This window comes from Prochlorococcus marinus XMU1408 (genome assembly GCF_003208055.1).
GTDB classification, from domain to species: domain Bacteria; phylum Cyanobacteriota; class Cyanobacteriia; order PCC-6307; family Cyanobiaceae; genus Prochlorococcus_B; species Prochlorococcus_B marinus_A.
Genome location: NZ_QJUE01000001.1, coordinates 204,865 through 226,960 on the forward strand (window position 1 = coordinate 204,865; position 22,096 = coordinate 226,960).

Annotated in this window: 24 protein-coding genes; 12 read left to right on the forward strand and 12 right to left on the reverse strand. The window is 36.1% G+C overall.

Annotated features, from left to right (window positions below):
• The first annotated feature begins 89 nt into the window (after positions 1-89).
• Both DNJ73_RS01055 and DNJ73_RS01060 read left to right on the forward strand, forming a co-directional pair.
• The gene (locus DNJ73_RS01055; RefSeq protein ID WP_158465874.1) at positions 90-437 is read left to right on the forward strand and encodes an NAD(P)H-quinone oxidoreductase subunit M; all 348 of its coding nucleotides are present in this window, start codon (positions 90-92) and stop codon (positions 435-437) included.
• Positions 434-1,096, forward strand: coding sequence for a DUF3172 domain-containing protein (locus DNJ73_RS01060; protein ID WP_158465875.1), 663 nt, complete (start codon positions 434-436; stop codon positions 1,094-1,096). Before DNJ73_RS01055 ends, DNJ73_RS01060 begins: the two co-directional genes overlap by 4 nt.
• Here DNJ73_RS01060 and DNJ73_RS01065 read toward each other — a convergent pair.
• Positions 1,093-2,043 carry a LysR family transcriptional regulator gene (locus DNJ73_RS01065; RefSeq protein ID WP_158465876.1) on the reverse strand — a complete coding sequence of 317 codons (951 nt, stop codon included), beginning with the start codon at positions 2,041-2,043 and terminating at the stop codon, positions 1,093-1,095. The two genes, DNJ73_RS01060 and DNJ73_RS01065, sit on opposite strands and share 4 nt — an antisense overlap.
• Before the next feature lie 109 nt (positions 2,044-2,152).
• Here DNJ73_RS01065 and DNJ73_RS01070 point away from each other — a divergent pair, with 109 nt between their 5' ends.
• The 5 genes from DNJ73_RS01070 to DNJ73_RS01090 all read left to right on the forward strand — a co-directional run bounded on the left by DNJ73_RS01070 (position 2,153) and on the right by DNJ73_RS01090 (position 8,875).
• Positions 2,153-2,899: an NnrU family protein gene (locus DNJ73_RS01070; protein WP_158465877.1), complete on the forward strand. Its 747-nt coding sequence runs from the start codon at positions 2,153-2,155 to the stop codon at positions 2,897-2,899.
• A 25-nt stretch (positions 2,900-2,924) separates the two neighbouring features.
• Positions 2,925-4,931, forward strand: a complete 2,007-nt coding sequence (locus tag DNJ73_RS01075; RefSeq protein WP_158465878.1) for an NAD(P)H-quinone oxidoreductase subunit 5 — start codon at positions 2,925-2,927, stop codon at positions 4,929-4,931.
• 137 nt (positions 4,932-5,068) lie between these two features.
• Positions 5,069-6,682: an NAD(P)H-quinone oxidoreductase subunit 4 gene (locus DNJ73_RS01080; protein ID WP_158465958.1), complete on the forward strand. Its 1,614-nt coding sequence runs from the start codon at positions 5,069-5,071 to the stop codon at positions 6,680-6,682.
• A 64-nt stretch (positions 6,683-6,746) separates the two neighbouring features.
• On the forward strand, positions 6,747-7,640 hold the full coding sequence (locus DNJ73_RS01085) for a segregation/condensation protein A (protein ID WP_158465879.1): 894 nt from the start codon (positions 6,747-6,749) through the stop codon (positions 7,638-7,640).
• Positions 7,641-7,696: 56 nt separating this feature from the next.
• Positions 7,697-8,875: an NDP-sugar synthase gene (locus DNJ73_RS01090; protein WP_187152520.1), complete on the forward strand. Its 1,179-nt coding sequence runs from the start codon at positions 7,697-7,699 to the stop codon at positions 8,873-8,875.
• Here the strand turns inward: DNJ73_RS01090 and DNJ73_RS01095 are convergent.
• On the reverse strand, positions 8,865-9,749 hold the full coding sequence (locus DNJ73_RS01095; RefSeq protein ID WP_158465881.1) for a methylenetetrahydrofolate reductase: 885 nt from the start codon (positions 9,747-9,749) through the stop codon (positions 8,865-8,867). The genes DNJ73_RS01090 and DNJ73_RS01095 overlap by 11 nt on opposite strands.
• Positions 9,750-9,833: 84 nt before the next feature.
• Between DNJ73_RS01095 and DNJ73_RS01100 the strand changes: the two genes are divergently transcribed.
• A complete protein-coding gene (locus DNJ73_RS01100) occupies positions 9,834-10,106 on the forward strand; it encodes a helix-turn-helix domain-containing protein (RefSeq protein WP_158465882.1) in 273 nt (90 codons plus the stop codon).
• 241 nt (positions 10,107-10,347) lie between these two features.
• On the opposite strand, the gene DNJ73_RS01105 is transcribed toward DNJ73_RS01100, so the two are convergent.
• The 8 genes from DNJ73_RS01105 to DNJ73_RS01140 form a co-directional block, all read right to left on the reverse strand.
• Positions 10,348-10,848, reverse strand: a complete 501-nt coding sequence (locus DNJ73_RS01105) for a CYTH domain-containing protein (RefSeq protein ID WP_158465883.1) — start codon at positions 10,846-10,848, stop codon at positions 10,348-10,350.
• Between the two features lie 6 nt (positions 10,849-10,854).
• Positions 10,855-11,760 (reverse strand): NAD(+) kinase, encoded by a 906-nt coding sequence (locus DNJ73_RS01110; protein WP_158465884.1) that lies wholly within the window; start codon positions 11,758-11,760, stop codon positions 10,855-10,857.
• Between the two features lie 9 nt (positions 11,761-11,769).
• Positions 11,770-12,099: an NADH-quinone oxidoreductase subunit NuoK gene (nuoK, locus tag DNJ73_RS01115; RefSeq protein WP_158465885.1), complete on the reverse strand. Its 330-nt coding sequence runs from the start codon at positions 12,097-12,099 to the stop codon at positions 11,770-11,772.
• A 34-nt stretch (positions 12,100-12,133) separates the two neighbouring features.
• The gene (locus tag DNJ73_RS01120) at positions 12,134-12,736 is read right to left on the reverse strand and encodes an NADH-quinone oxidoreductase subunit J (RefSeq protein WP_158465886.1); all 603 of its coding nucleotides are present in this window, start codon (positions 12,734-12,736) and stop codon (positions 12,134-12,136) included.
• Positions 12,733-13,389 (reverse strand): NAD(P)H-quinone oxidoreductase subunit I, encoded by a 657-nt coding sequence (gene ndhI / locus DNJ73_RS01125; protein ID WP_110859763.1) that lies wholly within the window; start codon positions 13,387-13,389, stop codon positions 12,733-12,735. Before ndhI ends, DNJ73_RS01120 begins: the two co-directional genes overlap by 4 nt.
• 110 nt (positions 13,390-13,499) lie before the next feature.
• A complete protein-coding gene (gene nuoH / locus DNJ73_RS01130) occupies positions 13,500-14,618 on the reverse strand; it encodes an NADH-quinone oxidoreductase subunit NuoH (RefSeq protein ID WP_072013361.1) in 1,119 nt (372 codons plus the stop codon).
• 75 nt (positions 14,619-14,693) lie between these two features.
• Positions 14,694-15,821, reverse strand: coding sequence for a citrate synthase (locus tag DNJ73_RS01135; protein WP_158465887.1), 1,128 nt, complete (start codon positions 15,819-15,821; stop codon positions 14,694-14,696).
• Between the two features lie 135 nt (positions 15,822-15,956).
• Entirely contained in the window at positions 15,957-17,543 is a 1,587-nt protein-coding gene (locus tag DNJ73_RS01140; RefSeq protein ID WP_158465888.1) for a DUF3352 domain-containing protein, read from the reverse strand.
• 76 nt (positions 17,544-17,619) lie between these two features.
• Here DNJ73_RS01140 and DNJ73_RS01145 point away from each other — a divergent pair, with 76 nt between their 5' ends.
• Positions 17,620-17,976 (forward strand): rhodanese-like domain-containing protein, encoded by a 357-nt coding sequence (locus tag DNJ73_RS01145; RefSeq protein WP_158465889.1) that lies wholly within the window; start codon positions 17,620-17,622, stop codon positions 17,974-17,976.
• A gap of 12 nt (positions 17,977-17,988) precedes the next feature.
• Here the strand turns inward: DNJ73_RS01145 and trpB are convergent, their stop codons facing one another.
• Entirely contained in the window at positions 17,989-19,242 is a 1,254-nt protein-coding gene (gene trpB / locus DNJ73_RS01150) for a tryptophan synthase subunit beta (RefSeq protein ID WP_158465890.1), read from the reverse strand.
• 39 nt (positions 19,243-19,281) lie between these two features.
• On the opposite strand from trpB, the gene DNJ73_RS01155 reads away from it, so the two are divergent.
• Together DNJ73_RS01155 and cysC are read left to right on the forward strand one after the other, a co-directional pair.
• Entirely contained in the window at positions 19,282-19,605 is a 324-nt protein-coding gene (locus tag DNJ73_RS01155; protein WP_011294165.1) for a translation initiation factor, read from the forward strand.
• A gap of 52 nt (positions 19,606-19,657) precedes the next feature.
• Positions 19,658-20,296: an adenylyl-sulfate kinase gene (gene cysC / locus DNJ73_RS01160; RefSeq protein ID WP_158465891.1), complete on the forward strand. Its 639-nt coding sequence runs from the start codon at positions 19,658-19,660 to the stop codon at positions 20,294-20,296.
• Positions 20,297-20,320: 24 nt separating this feature from the next.
• Here the strand turns inward: cysC and purE are convergent, their stop codons facing one another.
• The gene (purE, locus tag DNJ73_RS01165; protein WP_011294167.1) at positions 20,321-20,857 is read right to left on the reverse strand and encodes a 5-(carboxyamino)imidazole ribonucleotide mutase; all 537 of its coding nucleotides are present in this window, start codon (positions 20,855-20,857) and stop codon (positions 20,321-20,323) included.
• Between the two features lie 78 nt (positions 20,858-20,935).
• Between purE and DNJ73_RS01170 the strand changes: the two genes are divergently transcribed.
• Positions 20,936-22,096: an N-acetylglucosamine-6-phosphate deacetylase gene (locus DNJ73_RS01170; RefSeq protein WP_158465892.1), complete on the forward strand. Its 1,161-nt coding sequence runs from the start codon at positions 20,936-20,938 to the stop codon at positions 22,094-22,096.

The window sequence follows — 22,096 nt, forward strand, 5'->3', positions numbered from 1 at the left end:
TATTTAACAACTTTAGTGATTAACCCAACCCAACTAGGGCTAAGGTCGTTAAATTTGCAGTATAAATTTCGGTTTGTTGTTTTAAATTCATGAGCGATACCATTCTCAAATGCACAACCCGTCACGTAAGAATATTTACAGCAGTACTCAAAAATAATGATTTAATTTTGGATGATGGACATTTAACTTTAGATATCGATCCTGATAATGAATTTATTTGGAGTGATCAATCTATAAAAAAAGTGCAAGATTATTTTCGTGAATTAGTTGATTCACAGGCTGATAATGAATTGAGCGATTACAGTTTAAGAAAAATTGGATCTTTGCTTGAAGACTTTATTCGGAAGTTGCTTAAAGATGGAGAACTTAGTTATAACCCCAATAGTAGAGTAATGAATTACTCCATGGGATTACCACGGACGCAAGAATTATTATGAATCAAGACCCTTACAATCGGAGACCCTCATCTCGTAGAAGATCAGATCTTGCTAGAAGACAAGAAGGAAATAGATTTAATTCTAGAAGAGATTCAAATGTAAGAAATCAATATGAATCAAGAGGAAGTCGATTTAATTCATCAGGTCCACCAAATGGAGGTGGAGGTGGAGGTATAAAAATTAATTCTAATTCAATTGCAATTTTGGCTGGGGTTTTGGTGATTGGAGTTGGTATTGGTAGCCTGATTACAAGTACTACCTCAGGTGGACAAGGAAATATTGCAAGTCAGCAACAGTTAGATATGGCAGTTCCAGATCCAGATTTTTGTAGACAATACGGTGCAAGTGCTTTTGTTATAGATATTGAGATGTATACCACCCTAAATCCTTCTACTAGTTTTGTAACTCAACCAGCTCTTCAACCAGGATGTGTGATTAGAAGAGAAAATTGGACTGTTTTACAAAAGCAAGGAGCTATAAACAATGAAGATGTAAGAGAGTGTAAACAAAGAATGAATACTTTTGCTTACATAGGTTCAATTCGAGATCAGCCAATTGTACGTTGTGTTTATCAAGCAGATGTTAATGAAAATAAATTTATAATTAAAGGTGCTGAAGAAGATGCTGTTGGTATCAATAAAGAGGCTATACAATTTTAATTTTTTATATTAACAAGTGGTGAAACCGGACTTGCAAATAAGGGTAAAATATCTTGGATAAATGCTTCAGCAGCTCTAGATGAATACCTTCCGGGATTTGTGATTACTTTTAGCTCTCTTTTAACTACTAGATCTGCGACAGTTGGTCTGTGAATACTTCCTCCTGAAAGTTCTCTTTCAATTGATACCACTGGTAGAAAAGCTGCTCCTAGATTAGATTGAACTGCATTCTTGATGGCTTCAAAAGAATTTAATTCCATTTCAATATTTAATCTCTGTACGTCTAACCCTGAAGAAGATAGGAGTTGATCCACTACTTTTCTTGTGGTCGATTGAGGATCTAATGTTATAAAACCTAGGCTATACAAATCTTCTTTTTTGAGTTCTTTTGACTTTGCTAATTGATGATTAGTAGGTAAAACAAGAGCTAATTCGTCAGTCGCAAAAGGAATGACTTCTAATGATTCGTTTAACTCTAATGGAAGTTGGCCTCCAATAATAGCTATATCGATCTGTCCATTTGCTACGCTCCATCCTGTTCTTCTGGTGCTATGAATTTGAAGTTGAACTGAAACTTCTGGATATTTTTGTCGGAAAAGCCCAATCATCCTTGGCATCAAATAGGTTCCAGTAGTTTGGCTTGCTCCAATAATGAGAGAACCCCCTTTGAGATTATTTAAATCTTCTATGGCTTTGCAAGTTTCTTGGCACTCTCCTAAAATTTTTTCACAGTAATTTAAAAGAAGTTTTCCTGCTTCAGTTAATTGAGCTTTTCTGCCTCCTCTATCGAATATTGCAATTTCAAGTTGTTTTTCTAGGTTTTGTACTTGCAAACTCACAGCAGGTTGAGTGACAAAGAGACTATCAGCAGCCTTTTTGAAACTTCCCTCATCAACAATCGCTTTGAGGATTCTTAGTTGGTCAAGAGTGAATGGAATCTCGGCCATGGTGGCAGGTCTTCATGGCGGTTATTAAAATAAAATGTAGGGAAAAACAACTCCAACTGTTGATCCGGTATGGATCTAATAATTTTTTAAGACGCTTTTTCTTGAGCTAATGACATTTTTAGATACCCATAGTTCCAGTTTTATAATGATATTACTTTTATTTAGTTTTGCCGTTATTCATAGTGGTGGAGCAGCTTTAAGGGAAAAAGCTGAAAGTGTAATTGGTGCAAGAGCATGGAGGTTGATTTTTGCCTTTGCAAGTATCCCCTCGGCTTTTATTTTAATTGGTTTTTTTATTGCTCATCGTTACGATGGAGTTAGATTTTGGAATTTTCAAGGGGTAAGTGAACTAATTCCTTTGATTTGGATTTTGAGTGCAATCAGCTTTCTCTTTTTATATCCAGCCACCTACAACCTATTAGAAATTCCCGCAGTCCTGAAGCCCAAAGTAAGACTTTATGCCTCAGGAATTATTAGGGTCACTCGCCATCCGCAGGCAATTGGTCAAATTATTTGGTGCTTTGCACATTTACTATGGATAGGCACAAGTTTTACTCTCGTAACCTGTTTGGGATTAATTGCGCATCATTTATTTGCTATTTGGCATGGAGATAGGAGACTTAGCATCAAATTTGGAAAAGAATTTGAGGATGTTAAGAAAAAAACCTCAGTTGTTCCATTCTTGGCTGTGTTGGATGGACGACAAAAATTACAAATAAAAGAATTTCTTAGACCCTCTCAAATGGGCATTCTCATTGCAGTGTTTTTTTTCTGGTGGTCCCATAAATTTATTTCTGTTGGGGCGCAGAGATTTCTCTCTTTTGATTTAACTGAATTACTAGCAAGAATTGCCTAAACTCTTTTTAATATGTTTTAACTGGATGCATTCGGCTGCCGATTTTGCTTGGTTAATTCCACTTCTTCCTCTCTGCGGGGCAGTATTGATTGGTTTGGGATTAATTAGTTTTAACGATCTTTTTAATCGTTCAAGAAAACCCGTCGCAATAACTCTTCTATCTTCAGTAGGTGCTTCAGCATTTGTAAGCTATGCAGTTTTAGCAGAGCAGCTTTCAGGACGGCCTCCTGTAGAACACTTGTTCATATGGGCAAGTGCGGGTTCTTTTGAGTTGCCTATGGGATATGTGATTGACCCCTTAGCTGCAGTAATGCTTGCACTTGTTACTACGATTGCTTTCTTAGTAATGATTTATTCCCATGGGTATATGGAACATGACCCTGGGTATGTTCGCTTTTTTACTTATCTAGCCCTATTCAGTAGCTCAATGCTGGGGCTAATAGTTAGTCCAAATTTGTTAGAAATATATGTTTTTTGGGAATTAGTTGGTATGTGTTCATATTTATTAGTTGGTTTTTGGTACGACAGAGATGGCGCTGCTCATGCAGCTCAAAAGGCTTTTGTAGTAAATAGAGTAGGTGATTTTGGATTATTGCTAGGGATTTTGGGTCTGTTTTGGGCAACTGGTAGTTTTGATTTTCATGGAATAGCGGAGGGTTTATCAGATTCAGTTAGTTCTGGGTCAGTACCAATATGGGCGGCTTTGACTCTTTGTATTCTCGTTTTTATGGGACCAATGGCAAAGTCAGCACAATTCCCTTTGCATGTCTGGCTACCTGATGCAATGGAAGGTCCAACTCCAATATCTGCTCTAATTCATGCCGCGACAATGGTTGCAGCAGGTGTTTTTTTAGTAGCAAGACTTGATCCTTTGTTTAGCCAATTTCCTTTTGTTGGTTTATTCATTGCAATTATTGGAACAGTTACTTGTTTTTTAGGAGCTTCAATAGCACTGACACAAATGGATTTGAAAAAAGGATTGGCATACAGCACAGTCTCTCAACTTGGATACATGATGCTTGCAATGGGATGTGGAGCACCAGTCGCAGGGATGTTCCATCTTGTCACTCATGCCTGTTTTAAGGCTATGTTATTCCTTGGCTCTGGTTCAGTTATTCATGCTATGGAGGATGTTGTGGGGCATGAACCTATTCTTGCTCAAGACATGAGATTAATGGGGGGCTTACGTAAGAAAATGCCTATTACGGCTACAACTTTTTTCATTGGTTGTATTGCCATAAGTGGTATCCCACCCCTTGCAGGTTTTTGGAGTAAAGATGAAATTCTCGGTCAAGCTTTTAACAGTTTTCCAATACTTTGGTTTATTGGTTTTTTAACTGCGGGAATGACAGCCTTTTATATGTTTAGACTTTATTTTCTGACTTTTGAGGGGGATTTTCGAGGGGAAAATCAAGAGATGCAGCTTTCTTTGCTTTCATTAGCAGGCAAAGAAAGAGATGATGAGCATGAAAATCATGTAATTGGGAAAATACATGAATCCGCATGGCCAATGACATTACCCTTGGCAGTTTTGGCAATCCCTTCGGTTCTAATTGGATTTATAGGACTTCCTTGGCACAGTATCTTTGCAAACCTATTAGATCATCAGGAGGCTATTGAAGCAGCAGAAAAGTTTAGTTGGGGAGAATTTTTACCTCTTGCAATTGCATCAGTAGCCATCTCATCTGGAGGAATATTATTAGCGGTCTTGACTTACTACTTAAAAAGGCTTGATCTTGGAGTGTCTATTTCTGAGAAGTACCCTCAAATTAATTCATTCCTTCAGAATAAATGGTATCTAGATGACATAAATGAGAAAATTTTTGTAAGAGGTAGTAGAAAATTGGCTAGGGAAGTACTCGAAGTAGATGCCAAAGTGGTTGATGGGGTTGTTAATTTGACTGGTTTGTTAACTCTAGGTAGTGGAGAAGGACTAAAGTATTTTGAGACAGGAAGAGCTCAGTTTTACGCATTAATTGTTTTTGGAGGTGTAATTGCGCTTGTCGCACTTTTTGGCGTTGTGGGAGCATAATTACATAATTTTTTTAGCTGTGTGTTTCATCCCCTATCTAGAGGGTGCCAATAATCTCATAATTTCTAAACTCAAAAAGTGGTGATTAATTTCTATTCTTGGAATTCGCTCTCAATACAAGTTTGAATCTTGGCACAATGCTTACTTCTGAGACGATCTCGGCAGATTTCCCTTGGTTAAGTTTATCCATATTGTTTCCCATCGTTGGCTCATTAATTGTTCCATTTATTCCAGATAAAGGCGAAGGAAAAGAAATTAGATGGTATGCATTAATAATTTCTTTAATTACTTTTTTAATCACTGTCGCTGCATATTTCAAAGGTTTTGATCCAAGTAAAGAAGGCTTGCAGTTATATGAAAAAGTCAGTTGGCTGCCTGATCTTGGATTGACTTGGTCTGTTGGTGCAGATGGCTTATCAATGCCATTAATCTTGCTTACAAGTTTCATAACTTCTTTAGCAGTTTTAGCGGCATGGCCAGTTAGCTATAAACCAAAATTATTTTTCTTTTTGATCCTCGCTATGGACGGAGGACAGATAGCTGTATTTGCTGTTCAAGATATGATGCTTTTCTTTCTTGCTTGGGAATTGGAGTTGTTTCCGGTTTATTTGTTCCTTGCAATTTGGGGTGGGAAAAAGAGGCAATATGCAGCGACCAAATTCATTATCTACACAGCTGGCAGCTCTTTATTCATTCTTCTTGTGGCACTCGCAATGGGATTTTTTCAAGGAGGAATTCCAGATTTTGGATATACCCATTTAGCTCAGCAAAATTTCGGAAGGGGATTTCAATTACTTTGTTATTCAGGTTTGCTAATAGCTTTTGGGGTCAAACTTCCTATTGTTCCTCTTCATACTTGGTTGCCAGATGCTCATGGCGAAGCCACTGCTCCAGTTCATATGCTTTTGGCAGGAATATTGTTAAAGATGGGCGGATATGCCCTTCTTAGATTTAACGCACAATTATTGCCTGATGCGCACGCTCAATTTGCGCCATTATTAATCGTTCTTGGAGTGGTAAATATTATTTATGCAGCTTTAACTTCATTTGCCCAACGGAATCTAAAAAGAAAAATTGCTTATAGCTCCATAAGTCATATGGGTTTCGTTTTGATCGGTATTGGAAGTTTTAGCTCGTTAGGAACTAGTGGTGCAATGTTGCAAATGGTCAGTCATGGATTAATAGGGGCCAGTTTGTTTTTTCTAGTTGGAGCAACTTACGACAGGACACATACACTTCAACTAGATGAGATGGGTGGTATTGGTCAAAATATGAGGATTATGTTTGCTCTATGGACAGCATGTGCTTTTGCATCTCTTGCTTTACCTGGTATGAGTGGATTTATTTCAGAATTAATGGTCTTCGTTGGTTTTGTAACTGATGAAGTTTATACCCTTCCGTTTAGAGTGGTGATTGCATCACTAGCAGCAATTGGAGTGATTTTGACACCAATATATTTGTTGTCGATGCTAAGAGAAATTTTCTTTGGGAAAGAAAATGCGAAGTTAATATCCAAAGCTAAGTTAGTAGATGCAGAACCTAGAGAAATTTATATTATTGCTTGTCTATTAGTTCCAATTATTGGAATTGGTCTTTATCCAAAAATCATGACTGATACATATATTTCATCTATTGATGGATTGGTAAAAAGAGATTTATTAGCGGTTGAAAGGGTTCGGAAAGATCAATCAACAATTATTAGTAATCCTCATCTATCAATTGGGACTCTTGAAGCTCCTCTTTTAGATTGAAAATCATTTCACCTGGCATTACATGCTTTAAAGAGATAACTTGCTTTTAGATTCATAGTTCTCATTGCCAGTTGATCTTTTAACTCAAGCTGCAGATTCTGGCGCCAGACTTGCAATTCGTCTCTTGCAAGATGCTGCTGAAAGAGGCGATATTGATCCATGGGATGTGGATGTCATTCCTGTTGTTGATGGTTTTTTGGATCAACTGAAACAGCGCATTGAAATTCCAAAAAAAATTTCACAACATTTCAGTCAAAATGGTGGAAGTTTTGAGGTTGATCTCGCTCAGAGCAGTGAGGCTTTTTTAGCTGCTTCTGTCTTGGTTGGTTTGAAGGCTGAGGTGCTTGAGTCTGAAATTTTTACAGTTGATCTCGAAGATGAAGATGATACTAGCTTTGATTTAGGCGAGCAGGGTTGGCTAGATGATAGTTTTCAATTACCTCTTCGCCCTGAGAAACATCTATTTAGAAGACCCGTTGCTCCTCCTCCATTTAGAAGGCCAGTAACTCTTGGAGAATTAATCAACCAGCTTGAAACAATTGCAGAATCTTTGAAAAATGATGAGTTGCAAAATCGTAGAAGGTTGCGACAAAGAAAATTAAGTGATAGGGAAGTTATTGCTCAAGTTTCATCTTTAGCTCATAGAGAAAAATTACCTGAAACTACAGCTGCACTCGCAATTTTCATAAACAATTGGGAGCAGGCTTTGCACTGGGTTGATTTTGAATTATTAGTTGAAAGGTGGAAAGAAAATGCTGCCTCAGATGATTTGGATACCGATAGAGTAGGTGTTTTTTGGGCTTTATTGTTTTTATGCTCTCAGGGAAAAGTAGAGATTGATCAAAAAGGTTCTTTGTTTTCTCCGATAAGTCTTAAGAGGCTTTTAGAACCAGGAATGGTTGCACAGCTGCCTCTTGCATCTTTAGACGTGACAGATGGCTCGCCGGCTGCTGCCTAGCCCTTTGTGGAGGCAGCATTCTATGTTGGCCTTGTATAACTTCGGTTAAACCGCCTATGAAGGCGATGATACTGGCAGCTGGGAAGGGAACCCGAGTTCAGCCAATCACGCATGTGATTCCAAAGCCAATGATTCCTATCCTTCAGAAACCTGTAATGGAGTTTCTGTTGGAACTATTAAAGGAGCATGGTTTTACTGAGGTTATGGTTAATGTTTCTCATTTGGCTGAAGAAATTGAGAATTATTTTCGAGATGGACAAAGATTTGGAGTCGAAATTGCATATAGTTTTGAAGGTCGTATTGAAGATGGAGAATTAATCGGAGATGCTCTTGGTTCTGCTGGTGGACTTAAAAAAATTCAAGACTTTCAAAAGTTTTTTGATGATACGTTTGTCGTTTTGTGTGGTGATGCCTTAATTGATTTGGACTTGTCTGAAGCAGTAAAACGACATAAAGAAAAAGGCGCTCTAGCTAGTTTGATCACTAAACGTGTTTCTAAAGACCAAGTAAGTAGTTATGGAGTTGTTGTAACTGATGAAGAAGATCGTGTTAAAGCTTTTCAAGAAAAACCATCTATTGATAATGCCTTAGGAGATACGATTAATACAGGAATTTATTTATTTGAGCCTGAAATTTTTGATTACATTCCCTCTGGAAAACCTTTTGATATAGGCTCAGATTTATTTCCAAAACTTGTCGAAGAAGGGGCACCTTTTTTTGCGTTGCCAATGGATTTTGAGTGGGTTGATATTGGAAAGGTACCTGATTATTGGAGAGCAATTAGAAATGTTCTAAAAGGAGATGTTCGTCAGGTTGAAATACCAGGAAAGCAGGTAAGAGAAGGAATCTATACTGGTTTAAATGTTGCTGCAAACTGGGATAAAATAAATGTAAAAGGGCCTATATATGTTGGAGGAATGACTAGAATAGAAGATGGTGTCACCATAATTGGTCCTTCTATGATTGGTCCCAGTTGTTGTATATGTGAAGGAGCAACGATTGATAATTCAATAATTTTTGATTATTCACTAATAGGACCAGGTGTACAACTTGTTGAGAAATTAGTTTTTGGTAGATATTGTGTTGGTAAAGAAGGTGATCATTTTGATTTACAGGAAGCCGCGTTAGATTGGTTAATAACTGATGCTCGCAGACAGGATTTAGGTGAACCTTCACCTCAACAGAAAGCAATGGCTGAGTTATTAGGAACAGATCTTATTAGCTCTAATAATTGATATTTGCTTTGTCTAAAATCATAGGTATTTGTTCTTCTGCTTTAACGGCCATTAGGTGAACACCTTGAGCGATTTCTAAAAAACTTTTTACTTGCTCTCCTGCAATCGATATTCCTTCATTAATGGGATTTGATGAACTTTCAAGTCTTGAGATGATTGATGGGGGTATGCAGGCCCCAGGTACTACTCGATTGATGAATTGAGCATTTTTAGCTGATTTAAGTAGAAAAACGCCTGCTAAAACAGGTATTTTCATGGGTTCAGTGATTTCTTTGCAAAAACGCTCAAGTACTTTGGGATCCATAACCATTTGAGTTTGAAGGAAATTTGCACCTGCATTTTTTTTGAGTTCTATTCTTCTTCTTAAACCATCAAAGCCTCTGCAATTTGGATCTGCCGCTGCACCAGGAAACAAATTAGTTGGGCCATCAGGTAAAAAACCTGATACTGGATCTATACCTTTGTTAAGTGATGTTACTTGATCAATAAGTTCTATCGAGTTGAAGTCTTGAACTGATTTGGCTTGAGATTGGTCTCCTACTCGTACAGGATCTCCAGTTAAACAGAGGATATTTTTGATTCCTAAAGCATGCGCACCTAGTAATTCAGCTTGTAATGCGATTCGATTTCTATCCCTACATGATAATTGAAGTACGGGCTCAAGATTTGCCTCTAAAAGCAGCTTGCACAGGGCTAGGCTGCTCATTCTCATAATTGCTCGGCTGCCGTCTGTAACATTAAATCCATGCACAAGTTTATTTAATGTGAGGGCTTTGGAAAGAGCTAAAGCTGTATTACCTCCCCTAGGAGGCATTATTTCAGCAGTAATAGCTGATAAGCCAGATTCAAGACGATTTTGAAGTTTAGATTTCACATGTCTTTTTTACTAGATAATTACTATCGGTGATTAAAGGCCCTAATCTAAGTAGTATTAATTAATGAGTTGAGAGTGAGGGGAATGTTTACAGGAGAGATCGCTAATTCGTCCCATATGGGACTCTCTGCTAGGGAAATGGAGATTATTGGATTAGTTGCAGATGGACTCACTAACCAAGAAATTGCTGAAAAACTTACAATAAGCAAAAGAACTGTTGATAATCATGTCAGCAACATGTTTACAAAAACAGGTTCAAAAAATAGAGTCGCTTTATTGAACTGGGCAATGGATCACGGAAAGATATGTCGGGATGGATTTAATTGTTGCTCATTACCAGATGAAGCTGATTCATAGCAGATCTAATTATCATCGTCTTCACTGACTTCTGATAAGGGCATTAAAGAAAAGTCTATGGATGACAAATTAAATAACTTTGCATAGGCAATGCAAGCTTCCTTGTCAGTACAAGTGAAGCGAAGGATCCCTTCTGTGTCGTAAAGACCATACAAGTCATACCTCCTGCATAGGCTGAATAATGTCGTGGCGAAGTCCAGGACAATAATAAAGACAATCTAAAGGACGAATCGCCTTTTTGCTAAGGATCTTCAGCTTTCATTCGATCTCTTATTGAAAGTTCTGAAATGGAAGTTTTTGCTAGGGCAGCATTACTTAATGATTTAATCCCAGTTATCTCGTCACCACACCACAATGGGATGTTGATTTCTTCGGATTCAGAATTTAATTCAATTTCAGCAATTTTTAAAGAAGAATTCGAACCTTCAAAAGAGTCAACTACCCAATTTTTTCCGTTGATTTTTACTTGAGAACGAGTTTTAGTAATTTTATATTTTGATAAGTTGAATAATTCTATAGCATCTTTAATAGGAATAGAATATTCAAATTCATAGTTTACTAATCCATTTATAGAAGATTTTAAAGTTATATAAGATTTTTTTTTATCTATTATCCTGACTCTAATATTCCAATCATCTAAATTTGAATTTAAATAGGCTTGGCTAAAATCCTCAATAATTAGTACTTGAGATTTCCAATCATCATTTTTAACTAAGAATCTTCTTTCGATTTCTATGCCCATAATTAATTATTTATGTCTTTCACTAAGACTACTAGCCCAATGAAGTTTTTGAGTAATTGTTTTATAATAAGAAAGATTTTCATCTAAAATAATTATTGATGTTGAATGATTAGATTTCTTGATTAAGCATTTGTCATTAGCTTCAATTATGCATCCACTAGATCCATCCAGCCATAACTTTATTTTTTGCTTTTTTTCTTTTATTGGTTTTATAACTAATTGAGATTCAGGAGGAACAACAATTGGTCTACTTGCCAAACTCATAGGACATATAGCGCTTACTATGATGGCGTCTAATGAAGGGTGTATGATTGGACCCCCTGCGGCCATTCCATAAGCAGTAGAGCCTGTTGGAGTTGAGAAGATAAGACCATCGCCTTTATATTTGTCAACTGCTTCTCCATCTATTTCAAGTTCAAGACTGCAAGTTGGTGCTATTTCGTCTGTACAAGAGCGAAAATAAAAATCATTCAGAGCGAAAAATGAACTTTTTATTTTGCTTTCATTATTACTTTTTTCAGTAAATACTGTTGCCTCAAGCATCATTCTTTTTTGTATGTTGAACTTATTATTTGAAACTCTTTCCCAAAAATTCTCTTGCTTTAAAATATGACGATCATGTGTCAAAAATCCTAGATTCCCTCCAACATTAAAACTCAGAATAGGTATATTTATTGTAGATAAATGTCTTGCTGCTTTTAAAACAGTTCCATCCCCTCCTAATACTAAAGCTATCTCTGGTAAACCTGCGGACATTGAAATTAACTCATTAAAATTATTTGTTTCTATGCTTATTTCGAAAATTAGAACTTTTTTACCATAACCTTCAATTATTTTTTTGCAATTTAAGGCTTCATGATATGCAGAATGGCTATCTGATCGATATAAGATCCAGATCAGATTTGATGTCATTAATAATATCTACCATTTAAGTAGATTGAAACTCTCCATATCAATAGTAACTCTATTCCTATACAATGAAAGTAATATTGCTAGACCAACAGCAGCCTCGGCTGCCGCTACAGTTATAACAAAAATTGAAAATACTTGTCCTCTTATTATCGATCCATCTATATAGGATGAAAAACTCATAAGATTTATATTTACTGCATTTAACATTAATTCAATACTCATTAATACCCGAACAGCATTTCTACTATTTATTAATCCCCATACACCTGTGCAGAATAGAAAGGCAGCAACTATAAGATAAGCCTGAAGAGGTACCGGACCAACTGAATTTTCTAACATTTTAGTAAGTTAATTTTTATATTTCATATTAAATTCATTTTAAACTATTTTCAGAAAGAAGAGGAATTTTCTTATCACTTAAGGAGTTTTGATTATTTAAATCAATTTTCTCTTTTGTAGGAATTGTAATATCTCTTCTTGCTAACACAATTGCTCCAATCATAGCCATTAACAACAAAATTGAAGCAAGTTCAAAAGGTAATAAGTAATCAGTAAATAAATGCTCTCCAATTCTTTCTGTTGCTTCTTCACCAATAGAGGCTGGCCCTGGTAAGTTCCATTTGGTGGTAATGCTAACACGCAATAATAGGATTAATAATCCACCACATACCCCACCAGAAATCAATTTTCTAGTTCTAAGACCTTTAATTGGTTTTAACTTTTCTTTATTATTAACTAACATAATTGCAAATAATATCAAAACATTTACAGCTCCTACATATACAAGAATTTGAGCTGCAGCGACAAAACTAGCATTTAGCAAAAGATATAAACCTGCTACAGCCATAAATACTCCGCCTAATAAAAATGCTGAGTAAACAATATTTTCTAATAAAACAACTGCCAAACTTCCAGAAACTATGACGGCACTAAGAATTAGAAAGCAAATTAATTCTGTTGAATAAGCGATATTCATTTGTTAGTAGAATTTAATTTATTTGGAACCATATCCGACGAATTATTATTACCTTCTTCTTCTGATTTCTCTGCTTGCAGTTCTTTTATAATCTGACTTGGAAGCTTACCTGCTCTTTGTTGGTTCGCGGGTAATTCATGAGGGTCCATTATGCCCTTTGGCAAATAGGGTAATTCTCTGAGAGGACGAACTGATGGATCTGAAGTTACGCTTGTTGGTAGTCTTCCAAGAGCAACATTATCGTAGTTAAGGCTATGTCTATCAAATGCAGACAGTTCATATTCTTCTGTCATTGACAAGCAATTTGTAGGGCAATATTCAACGCAATTTCCACAAAAAATACATGCACCAAAGTCAATAGAATAATTTCTCAATTCTTTTTTCTTGGTTTCTTTATTCATTACCCAATCAACGACTGGCAGATTGATTGGGCATACCCTTACGCAAACCTCGCATGCAATGCACTTGTCAAACTCATAATGAATCCTTCCTCTGTAACGCTCAGATGGAATTAGCTTTTCGTAAGGATATTGAACCGTTACAGGTCTTCGACGCATGTGGTCGAATGTAACGCCAAGTCCATCAACTAAATATTTCGCTGCACTAACGGCTTCTTTAGTGTAGTCGGCAACTTTTTCAAGGAAACCAAGCATATTAAATTTGCTGCCGGCGGCCTCTAATTACAATACTCATTATACAGTTTTTTTCAATTAAATGTAGGTACTTTTACTTAAAAAAACCTAGCTAGTGTGTTGCTTTTCCATTATCCGCCAAATGTCATCGGAAATGCCAATTTAAGTGAAGCAGTTACAAGTAAATTGACCAATGAAATAGGTAAAAGAAACTTCCATCCTAAATCAAGTAATTGATCAATTCGAACTCTTGGAGTAGTCCATCTCAATAAAATTGCTAAAAAAACCAGTAAATAAGCCTTCAGAATTGTCATTACAATTCCAAGAGATGCAGCAATAATTTGAACTAATGGATTATCAATTGAAAGACCTATCAAAGATGAAAACCAATCAATTGAGATAGGAAATCCCCAACCTCCTAGGTAGAGAACGGAAACAAGTAATGCAGATAAAACAAGATTTATGTATCCAGCCAAGTAAAACAGAGCAAATTTCATACCCGCATACTCAGTCTGATAACCAGCTACAAGTTCTTCTTCTGCCTCAGGTAAATCAAAAGGTAGTCTCTCGCATTCAGCTAATGCACAGATCCAAAAAATTATAAAACCTACAGGTTGTCGCCATATGTTCCAGCTAAGAAAACCGGCAGTATTTTGTTGCTCAACTATATCGACAGTACTCAATGAATTGCTCATCATAACTATTGCTAACACCGCTAGCGCTAATGGAATTTCATAACTAATTGATTGAGCGGCAGCTCTAAGTCCACCTAGCAAAGAATATTTATTATTTGAAGAGTAGCCACTCATTAGTAGACCAATAGGTTGAATACTACTTAGAGCAATCCATAAAAAGATTCCTATGCCTACATTGCTTATTAAAAGATTTTGACCAAAAGGAACAATTAACCAAGATAGAATTACAGGAACTAATACTAATATTGGACCAACTGTAAAAAGAACGCTGTCTGCCCTTGCGGGAATAATGTCTTCTTTTACTAAAAGTTTCAAACCGTCAGCCATTGGCTGAAGAATTCCAAGTGCACCTGCATATTCAGGCCCAATTCTTTGTTGAGCTGCTGCAGAAATTTTTCGTTCAAGCCAAACTGTTACTAAGACCCCAATTACAGCTGAAACCAATACTAAAAGCATTGGAAGAGGGATCCATAAAAGATGTGCTAATTCATGAGATAAACCAAGGTTTTGAACACCTTGGGTAAAACTCATCTCAAGGTCTATACCTGAATTCACTTCTGATATTTGATCTAATAATAAGGTTAGTGTAATTTTGAATTAATTTAAAATTCGAAAAAAATAAATTTCAAATTATCTGCTCTCAAGAGGCTGCCAATTTCTAATTTTTGCTCCTTCATAAATTTGTGATGGTCTGAAAATTCTATTTGCTCCAAGTTGCTCTCTCCAGTGAGCCAACCAACCAGCAACTCTGGAAATCGCAAAAACAGGTGTAAACAAATCTCGAGGAATACCAAGCTTTCGGTAAACAAGTCCGGAATAAAAGTCAACATTTGGGAATATACCTTTTGGCCCCAGCTTGGAAATAGCCTCTTCTTCAAGTGCTTTGGCTACTTCATACATTTCATCTTTACCAAATTCCAAGAAAAGTTCCTCTGCGAAGGCTTGTAAAATTGTTGCTCTAGGGTCTTTGACTCGATACTCCCTGTGTCCAAAGCCCATGATTTTCCTTTTTTTTTCAATTGCATCATTGAGAAATGAAGAGGCTTCATCAGGTCTTCCAATTTCTTCTAACATTGCTATCACATCTTCATTGGCCCCTCCATGAAGAGGACCGGCTAATGTCCCAACGGCAGAAGCCACGACGGCATAAGGATCAGTTAATGTGCTTGCAGTTACTCTTGCGCTGAATGTACTTGCATTGAGACTGTGCTCGGCATGAAGAATTAAACATCTGTCGAAAACTCTTGCTGCAAGAGGACTTGGCTCCCTCTCGGTGAGCATATAAAGGAAATTGGAAGAGTAAGGTAAATCATCTTGAGGTTGAATTGGATCGTCTCCTTTTCTTATTTGCTCGAAAGCAGCAACCATAGTTGGAATTTTTGCAATCAACCTCACAACTGCGTCGTAGATATATTTTGGATCATCAATTGCTCTTCGAGAATAAAAGAGGCCCAAAGATGCAGCACTTGCTTGAAGAGCATCCATAGGATGCCCAGACTCTGGAAAACACTTGAGCATATCTCTAATTCTAAAGCTCACTCGTCTATGCATTTGAACGTCCTTTTCAAATTTCTCAAGCTCATTTTCAGTGGGAAGTTCTCCCCAGATCAAGAGAAATGCAGTTTCTAAAAAACTACTTTTTTGGGCTAGCTCAGATATTGGATAACCTCTGTAGCTAAGCCTTCCTTCTGTTCCATTTATTTCGCATATCCCTGAGTTGGTTACTGGAACCCCTTCCAAGCCTGGTTTTAGAACCAAATTAGTTGTCTTTTTTTCGTTATCTATGGCTTTAGCTCCTGCAAAACAATTTTCTGTTCAATTGAAAAATTTTCAACTTGAACTTTATTTTATAGAATTAAACTATATTTTTAATATAGCACTTTAAACTTTTTATCAACTTGTTTTTAAGTTGATTTTAACTTTAATGAAGTCTGGATAATTAATTGTAGGTACTGCAATGGCTATATCAATATCCTGAGGAGGATTTAGTGTGTTTCCTAACATAGTTTTCAATAAGATATATGGATAGAAACTATTTAAAATTTCTTTAGTTTTTTCTTTCCCTAAATGAATTTTTAGGACATCATCAAAATCATTAAATTCATTTGTATTCTGTTCATTATCTGAATAATTTTTGAGGTAGTTTGTATTATCAAAATTTGATATAGAAGATAAGTTTTGACTCCAAATGTAAGTCTTGTCATCTTCTTCGACAATTGCCTCAATGTTATCTTTTAGCTCATATGCATTATTTTCATTTGTACTTATTTTTGACCAAATCTCTAGCTGTCTGCTTTTAAAATCTAGATTTGAATTCAAAAAATTCTCTTTTTTTAGAATATCATCTATCTCTGTCTTTTTCGTATCAGATTTCCTAGTTAAAATCAACCAGTCTTTATCATTTATCCAAATCAAATTTCCTTGAGAGTTTTCAAGAATTATTTTTAAGAGCTCAGAATAATCTGAGGTTGTTGATTCTTTGATAATAGAGGCTATTAGCTTTTGATATGGATGGACAGAATCTTTCTGGAAATACTGCTTGGGATTGTCAACTAATATATAATTCTGAGGCAATTCAGATTCCTTTTTTATATCAATTAAATTAGAATTAATATCTTTAACTGGCATTTTAGTTTTAACATTGTAAGCTAATATTCCTTCTAAGTTTAATTTATTTTTATCTACATTTAAAGAAGATAGTAAATTGTCTACCTTGTTTATATTCAATAAATCTTCTTCTTGACCAATAAGATTTAAAATCTTTTTTGGAGACATTTCTAATAATAACAATCCGTCTTTAAGATTATCCTTTAATTGAATATTCTTATACATTTTTTTTGTATTTATTATATTGCTATCTAATTCTTCTATTGAAGATTGTATGATATTAGGATTGGATGATATTAAAAGATTACCTTCATCATTTGCAAAGTAGATTGAGTTGTTTGAATTAATTTGTTTTGAAATTATTTCTGTTTTTGAGGTGCTGATTTTATTGCTTTGATTAGTACTCTCATCAACAACTTTTGATCCTAAAATAGATTCTAATTCTTGTTTAATATTTACATCTTCTTTTATTGCTAAGACCATCAACCAATCATTTATAGTTTTTTTGTTTGAATCAAATACTGCAAAGCTCCCATAATCTCCTACCCATTTTGAGATGTCTTTTGCAAAATTAAAGCCAATTAATTGAAAAGAGGAATCTCTAATAAAACCTACTTTTTTGTTTATGGCGTGTTTACTAACTTTATCTTGATAATTTTCGATGTAATTTGGAAGTAAGCCTGGATTCAGCTTCCAGTGGAATACGAGATCAGTATTCTTTGGTATATATTTTGAGGAAACCGGAGCATTGAATGATTCTTCATTGAACTTAGGGATTTGCGTAAGATGCTTATTGCGCCAGATAAATATCCCAGTCAAAATTGATAAAATTACTATTGCAGATATTAAAAAATAAGATTGAAGTGATTTCATTTGTCATTATTTGAGCGTTTGTATCCTTTTTGAGCTTTGATAATAGAAAGTTTAATCTTTACTTAGAATCACAAATATGAACCAGAATAGTCCTTTAAATATATCTCCAAAAGAGTTAAATAAAATCTTAGAAGATGATTCTTCTGAAAAACCATTTATTGTAGATGTGAGGGAGGATAATGAAATTGCTATTGCCTCATTTTCATTCTCAGTATTACATCTACCTTTGAGCAAGGCTGCAAACTGGTCAGACAAAATAGGTGAACTGTTGCCGAAGGATCAGCCTGTTGTCGTTATTTGCCATGCGGGTGTGAGAAGTCTGAATTTTGGTATTTGGCTTCTAGAACAAGGAATAGCTAAAAGTGTTTGGAATCTTGTCGGAGGAATAGATGCTTGGAGCACAGATGTTGATCAATCTGTTCCAAGGTATTAATAAGCTGTTATTTTATATTTCTGATCCTAGTTTTTCAGCAACTGTATTCACGTCTTTATCCCCTCTGCCAGAGCAGTTAATGACAATTTCAGAATTCTGATTGAGAGTTGGGCAAAGTTTTTCTAGATAGGCAAATGCATGAGCAGTCTCTAGAGCAGGAATAATACCTTCCAATTTACTAACTAATTGCAGCGCTTCTATGGCTTCAGTGTCAGTAACAGCAGCATATTCAGCACGTCCAATTTCTTTGAAGTAACTATGCTCCGGCCCAACCCCTGGATAATCAAGACCTGCGCTAATGGAATGAGCCTCCTCAACTTGCCCATCTTTGTCTTGTAGTAAGAGACTCATCGCGCCGTGGAGAACTCCTATTCTTCCTTCAGTAATTGTCGCTGCATGGCGACCTGTTTCGACTCCATCTCCCGCAGCTTCAACTCCAATCATTCTCACACTTTTGTCTTCAACAAAAGAATGGAAAAGACCCATCGCATTCGATCCCCCACCAACACAAGCAAGAAGAACATCGGGAGACCGCCCAAAAGCTTGTTTACATTGTTGCTTTGTTTCTTCTCCAATAACTGCGTGAAAATCTCTGACCAACATTGGATATGGATGTGGGCCTGCAACTGAACCGAGAATATAATGAGTCGTTTCAACATTAGTAACCCAATCCCGAATAGCTTCGCTGGTTGCATCTTTGAGTGTTGCTGTTCCACTTGTTACTGGCCTCACTGAGGCTCCAAGCAATTGCATTCGGAATACGTTTAAGGCTTGTCTTCTCATATCTTCTTTGCCCATATAGATAATGCACTCCAATCCAAAACGAGCGCAGACTGTCGCAGTTGCAACTCCATGCTGACCAGCTCCAGTTTCAGCAATAATTCTTTTTTTTCCCATCCGAATCGCAAGGAGAGCTTGCCCAAGTGCATTATTTATTTTGTGTGCACCTGTGTGATTTAAATCTTCTCTTTTAAGCCAAATCCTTGGACCTTTTAATGTATTTTTTCTGTAATGTTCAGTTAGTCTTGTGGCTTCATAAAGAGGAGTTGATCTTCCTACGTATGTTTTTAGTAAATGATTTAGTTCTGAATTGAATGAAGAATCTTTCCATGCTTCTTTAGCAGCTTGCTCTAATTCAATAAGAGCAGGTATTAAAGTTTCAGGAACATATTGCCCTCCATACTTACCAAATCGACCAAGAGCATTTGGCCTTGTTAAAGGAGATAAATCCGAATCTTTAAATTGTGTTGGGAGTGTACCTGTCACCTTAGATTAAGAAAATAATTACCAGCCAAAAAGCAAAAAATGTCCAAAGGTGGCTGGAGTGAGTTTAATGATCCTCTTAAGACAATAGGGAGTAACACTCAAAATAGTGTTACTCCTAAAGGAAAGCGACAAGTTCGTTTAGAAAGAACTCGATCTGGAAAAAAAGGAAAACTTGTTACTGTCATCAAAGGACTTGAATTAGAGCAAGTAGAGGCAAAAAAAATTCTTAAGAATTTAAAAATAGCTTGCGGAACAGGTGGGGCTGTTAAAGGTGATTTTTTAGAGTTACAAGGAGATCAAATATCAAAAGCTCAGAATTTTCTTTTAAAGGAGGGTTTTAGGCCAAAACAAAGTGGAGGTTAACAATAAACTGTGTCGATCAACATGGAGAATAGTAAACAATTAGTCTGCATTCATGGAACAAAACTCTAAAAGTCCTCTATCAAAAGCCACCAATATAGTTTGGCACCAATCTTCAGTTGATAGAGAAGCTAGATCTCAGCAAAGAGGACATCGCAGCGCAATACTTTGGTTTACAGGTCTATCTGGTTCTGGAAAAAGCACACTAGCCAATGCAGTAAATGTAGCTCTACACAAAGATGGTTATTCAACTTATGTTTTAGATGGTGACAACATCAGACATGGTTTATGCAAAGACTTGGGATTTTCTGATCTTGATAGGGAAGAAAATATCAGAAGAATTGGCGAAGTCTCTAAACTATTTCTTGACGCTGGAATCATTGTTTTAACTGCATTCGTATCTCCATTTAGAGTCGATCGCGATAATGCAAGATCTTTAGTTGGAGAGAATGATTTTATAGAAATATATTGTTCAGCTGATCTAGGGGTTTGTGAAACAAGAGATACAAAAGGGCTTTACGCCAAGGCAAGAAACGGAGACATCAAAGATTTTACTGGAATCTCAAGTCCTTATGAAGAACCTCAGTCTCCAGAATTGAAAATTGATACTGGAAATCTAGAGATTGATCAATGTGTAGATATAGTTACTAATTTGCTTGTTGAAAGAAAGATTATTTCAAAAATTGCTAAGTAAATTAGTAAGTTAATGGAAAATTAATTACATTTTTTCTAGATAAGTTATAGCTCCAATCTCTTTAAGTGTGTGATCTTTTTTAACGACAAGGTCGTGCAGCTCACATCTGTAGGCGTTTAATTTATTTTTTAATTCAGTATTGTTGATGGCTAAAATTTGAGTAGCCAAAAGGCCAGCATTTAGGCCCCCTTCTATGGCAACTGTTGCTACGGGGATGCCTGAGGGCATTTGCAAGATTGAATACATAGAATCTATCCCTGAAAGTGCCTTGCTCTTGACGGGAACGCCTATGACAGGAAGGGTTGTAAGAGATGCTATCATTCCTGGTAGATGAGCAGCCCCGCCAGCCCCAGCAATTATCACTCCAAAACCATTTGATTCTGCCATTTGAGCAAAATCCATCATTTCTTTTGGAGTCCTATGAGCAGACAGAATCCTTACTTCATTAGATATGCCAAATTGATCTAGAATTGCCACCGCAGGCTTAAGAGTTTTAAGATCTGAATCACTACCCATTACTACAGCTACTTGCTTAAATGTATTAGCTTCAGTTAAAGACAATTGTCAATTCTATAAATCTCATTTTTATAATGCCAATTATTTAAGAATTCTGCATTAATTATTTTTAGTTTTTAAGAAATGAGAAAAATTACAAACATTAAAGTACCTCAACCAGAGAAAAGTGAAGATGAAAAGAATTTATTTTCACTAGTTTTAGATGAACATGGAATTATTCTTTCTATTGATAAAACTTGCAAGAGGGAATCAAGCTATGAAGAAGATTGGCATGGAGATTGGCTAAGTCCTAGAGCCATTGATCTTCAAATGAATGGAGGTTTAGGGATCTCATTTACAGATTTAAATTTTAATAAAATACCTAAATTATTAACATTGCTTGATCAACTTTGGCTAGATGGAGTTGAAGGAATTTGTCCAACTTTTGTTAGTTGTTCTCTAGATCAATTTCAATTAGGAATGGAGGTCTTAAAGGAAACGAAAAAATATACTTCAACAAATCGATGTCGACTACTTGGCGCCCATATGGAAGGACCTTTTTTATGTGAGACATATTCTGGAGCACATGACACAGGAAGTATTTGTAGACCTAGTATTTCTGCCTTAAATGAGAGAATAAAGGGATTTGAGGACGACATAGCACTAATGACATTGGCTCCAGAATTAAAAGGTTCTTTGGATGTAATTTCTCGTCTAAGAGAATTAAATATCGTTGTCTCACTGGGACATTCTTCAGCTGATTTTGATTCAGCCATAAAAGCTTTTAATAATGGTGTGAGCATGATTACGCATACTTTTAATGCAATGAAAGGTTTACATCATCGAGCTATTGGACCTATAGGAGCGGCTGCAAGCAGAGACGATATTTTCCTAGGATTGATAGGTGATGGTGTTCATGTTCATTCAGATATGATTAGGCTTTTAAAGATACTTGCACCAAAGCAAATTGTTTTAGTTAGCGATGCAATATCAGCTTATGGTTTAGGAGATGGATCGTTTAATTGGGATAAACGCTTGATAACAGTAGAAAATGGTTTATGCAGACTTCCAAATGAAACAATTGCAGGATCCACTTTGCCTTTACTAGACGCATGCAAAAAAATAGCAAATTGGATTAATGATCCCTCTGCTGCTATTTGGATGGCAACACTTGCTCCACGTATGGTATTAAGTCAGAACAAAATGACTGCAAAATCTTTTTTTATTGGAAAAAATATTAAGTCTTTACTTAGATGGAAAATGAATTCTTGTAATCATCAGTTGTCTTGGCAGTTGGCTGCGTAA

Coding starts and splice junctions, on each gene's coding strand:
- DNJ73_RS01055 (WP_158465874.1), top strand. CDS start 90: ATGAGCGATACCATTCTCAAATGCACAACCCGTCACGTAAGAATATTT.
- DNJ73_RS01060 (WP_158465875.1), top strand. CDS start 434: ATGAATCAAGACCCTTACAATCGGAGACCCTCATCTCGTAGAAGATCA.
- DNJ73_RS01065 (WP_158465876.1), bottom strand. CDS start 2,043: ATGGCCGAGATTCCATTCACTCTTGACCAACTAAGAATCCTCAAAGCG.
- DNJ73_RS01070 (WP_158465877.1), top strand. CDS start 2,153: ATGACATTTTTAGATACCCATAGTTCCAGTTTTATAATGATATTACTT.
- DNJ73_RS01075 (WP_158465878.1), top strand. CDS start 2,925: ATGCATTCGGCTGCCGATTTTGCTTGGTTAATTCCACTTCTTCCTCTC.
- DNJ73_RS01080 (WP_158465958.1), top strand. CDS start 5,069: ATGCTTACTTCTGAGACGATCTCGGCAGATTTCCCTTGGTTAAGTTTA.
- DNJ73_RS01090 (WP_187152520.1), top strand. CDS start 7,697: ATGAAGGCGATGATACTGGCAGCTGGGAAGGGAACCCGAGTTCAGCCA.
- DNJ73_RS01100 (WP_158465882.1), top strand. CDS start 9,834: ATGTTTACAGGAGAGATCGCTAATTCGTCCCATATGGGACTCTCTGCT.
- DNJ73_RS01105 (WP_158465883.1), bottom strand. CDS start 10,848: ATGGGCATAGAAATCGAAAGAAGATTCTTAGTTAAAAATGATGATTGG.
- DNJ73_RS01110 (WP_158465884.1), bottom strand. CDS start 11,760: ATGACATCAAATCTGATCTGGATCTTATATCGATCAGATAGCCATTCT.
- nuoK (WP_158465885.1), bottom strand. CDS start 12,099: ATGTTAGAAAATTCAGTTGGTCCGGTACCTCTTCAGGCTTATCTTATA.
- DNJ73_RS01120 (WP_158465886.1), bottom strand. CDS start 12,736: ATGAATATCGCTTATTCAACAGAATTAATTTGCTTTCTAATTCTTAGT.
- ndhI (WP_110859763.1), bottom strand. CDS start 13,389: ATGCTTGGTTTCCTTGAAAAAGTTGCCGACTACACTAAAGAAGCCGTT.
- DNJ73_RS01140 (WP_158465888.1), bottom strand. CDS start 17,543: ATGAAATCACTTCAATCTTATTTTTTAATATCTGCAATAGTAATTTTA.
- DNJ73_RS01145 (WP_158465889.1), top strand. CDS start 17,620: ATGAACCAGAATAGTCCTTTAAATATATCTCCAAAAGAGTTAAATAAA.
- DNJ73_RS01155 (WP_011294165.1), top strand. CDS start 19,282: ATGTCCAAAGGTGGCTGGAGTGAGTTTAATGATCCTCTTAAGACAATA.
- cysC (WP_158465891.1), top strand. CDS start 19,658: ATGGAACAAAACTCTAAAAGTCCTCTATCAAAAGCCACCAATATAGTT.
- DNJ73_RS01170 (WP_158465892.1), top strand. CDS start 20,936: ATGAGAAAAATTACAAACATTAAAGTACCTCAACCAGAGAAAAGTGAA.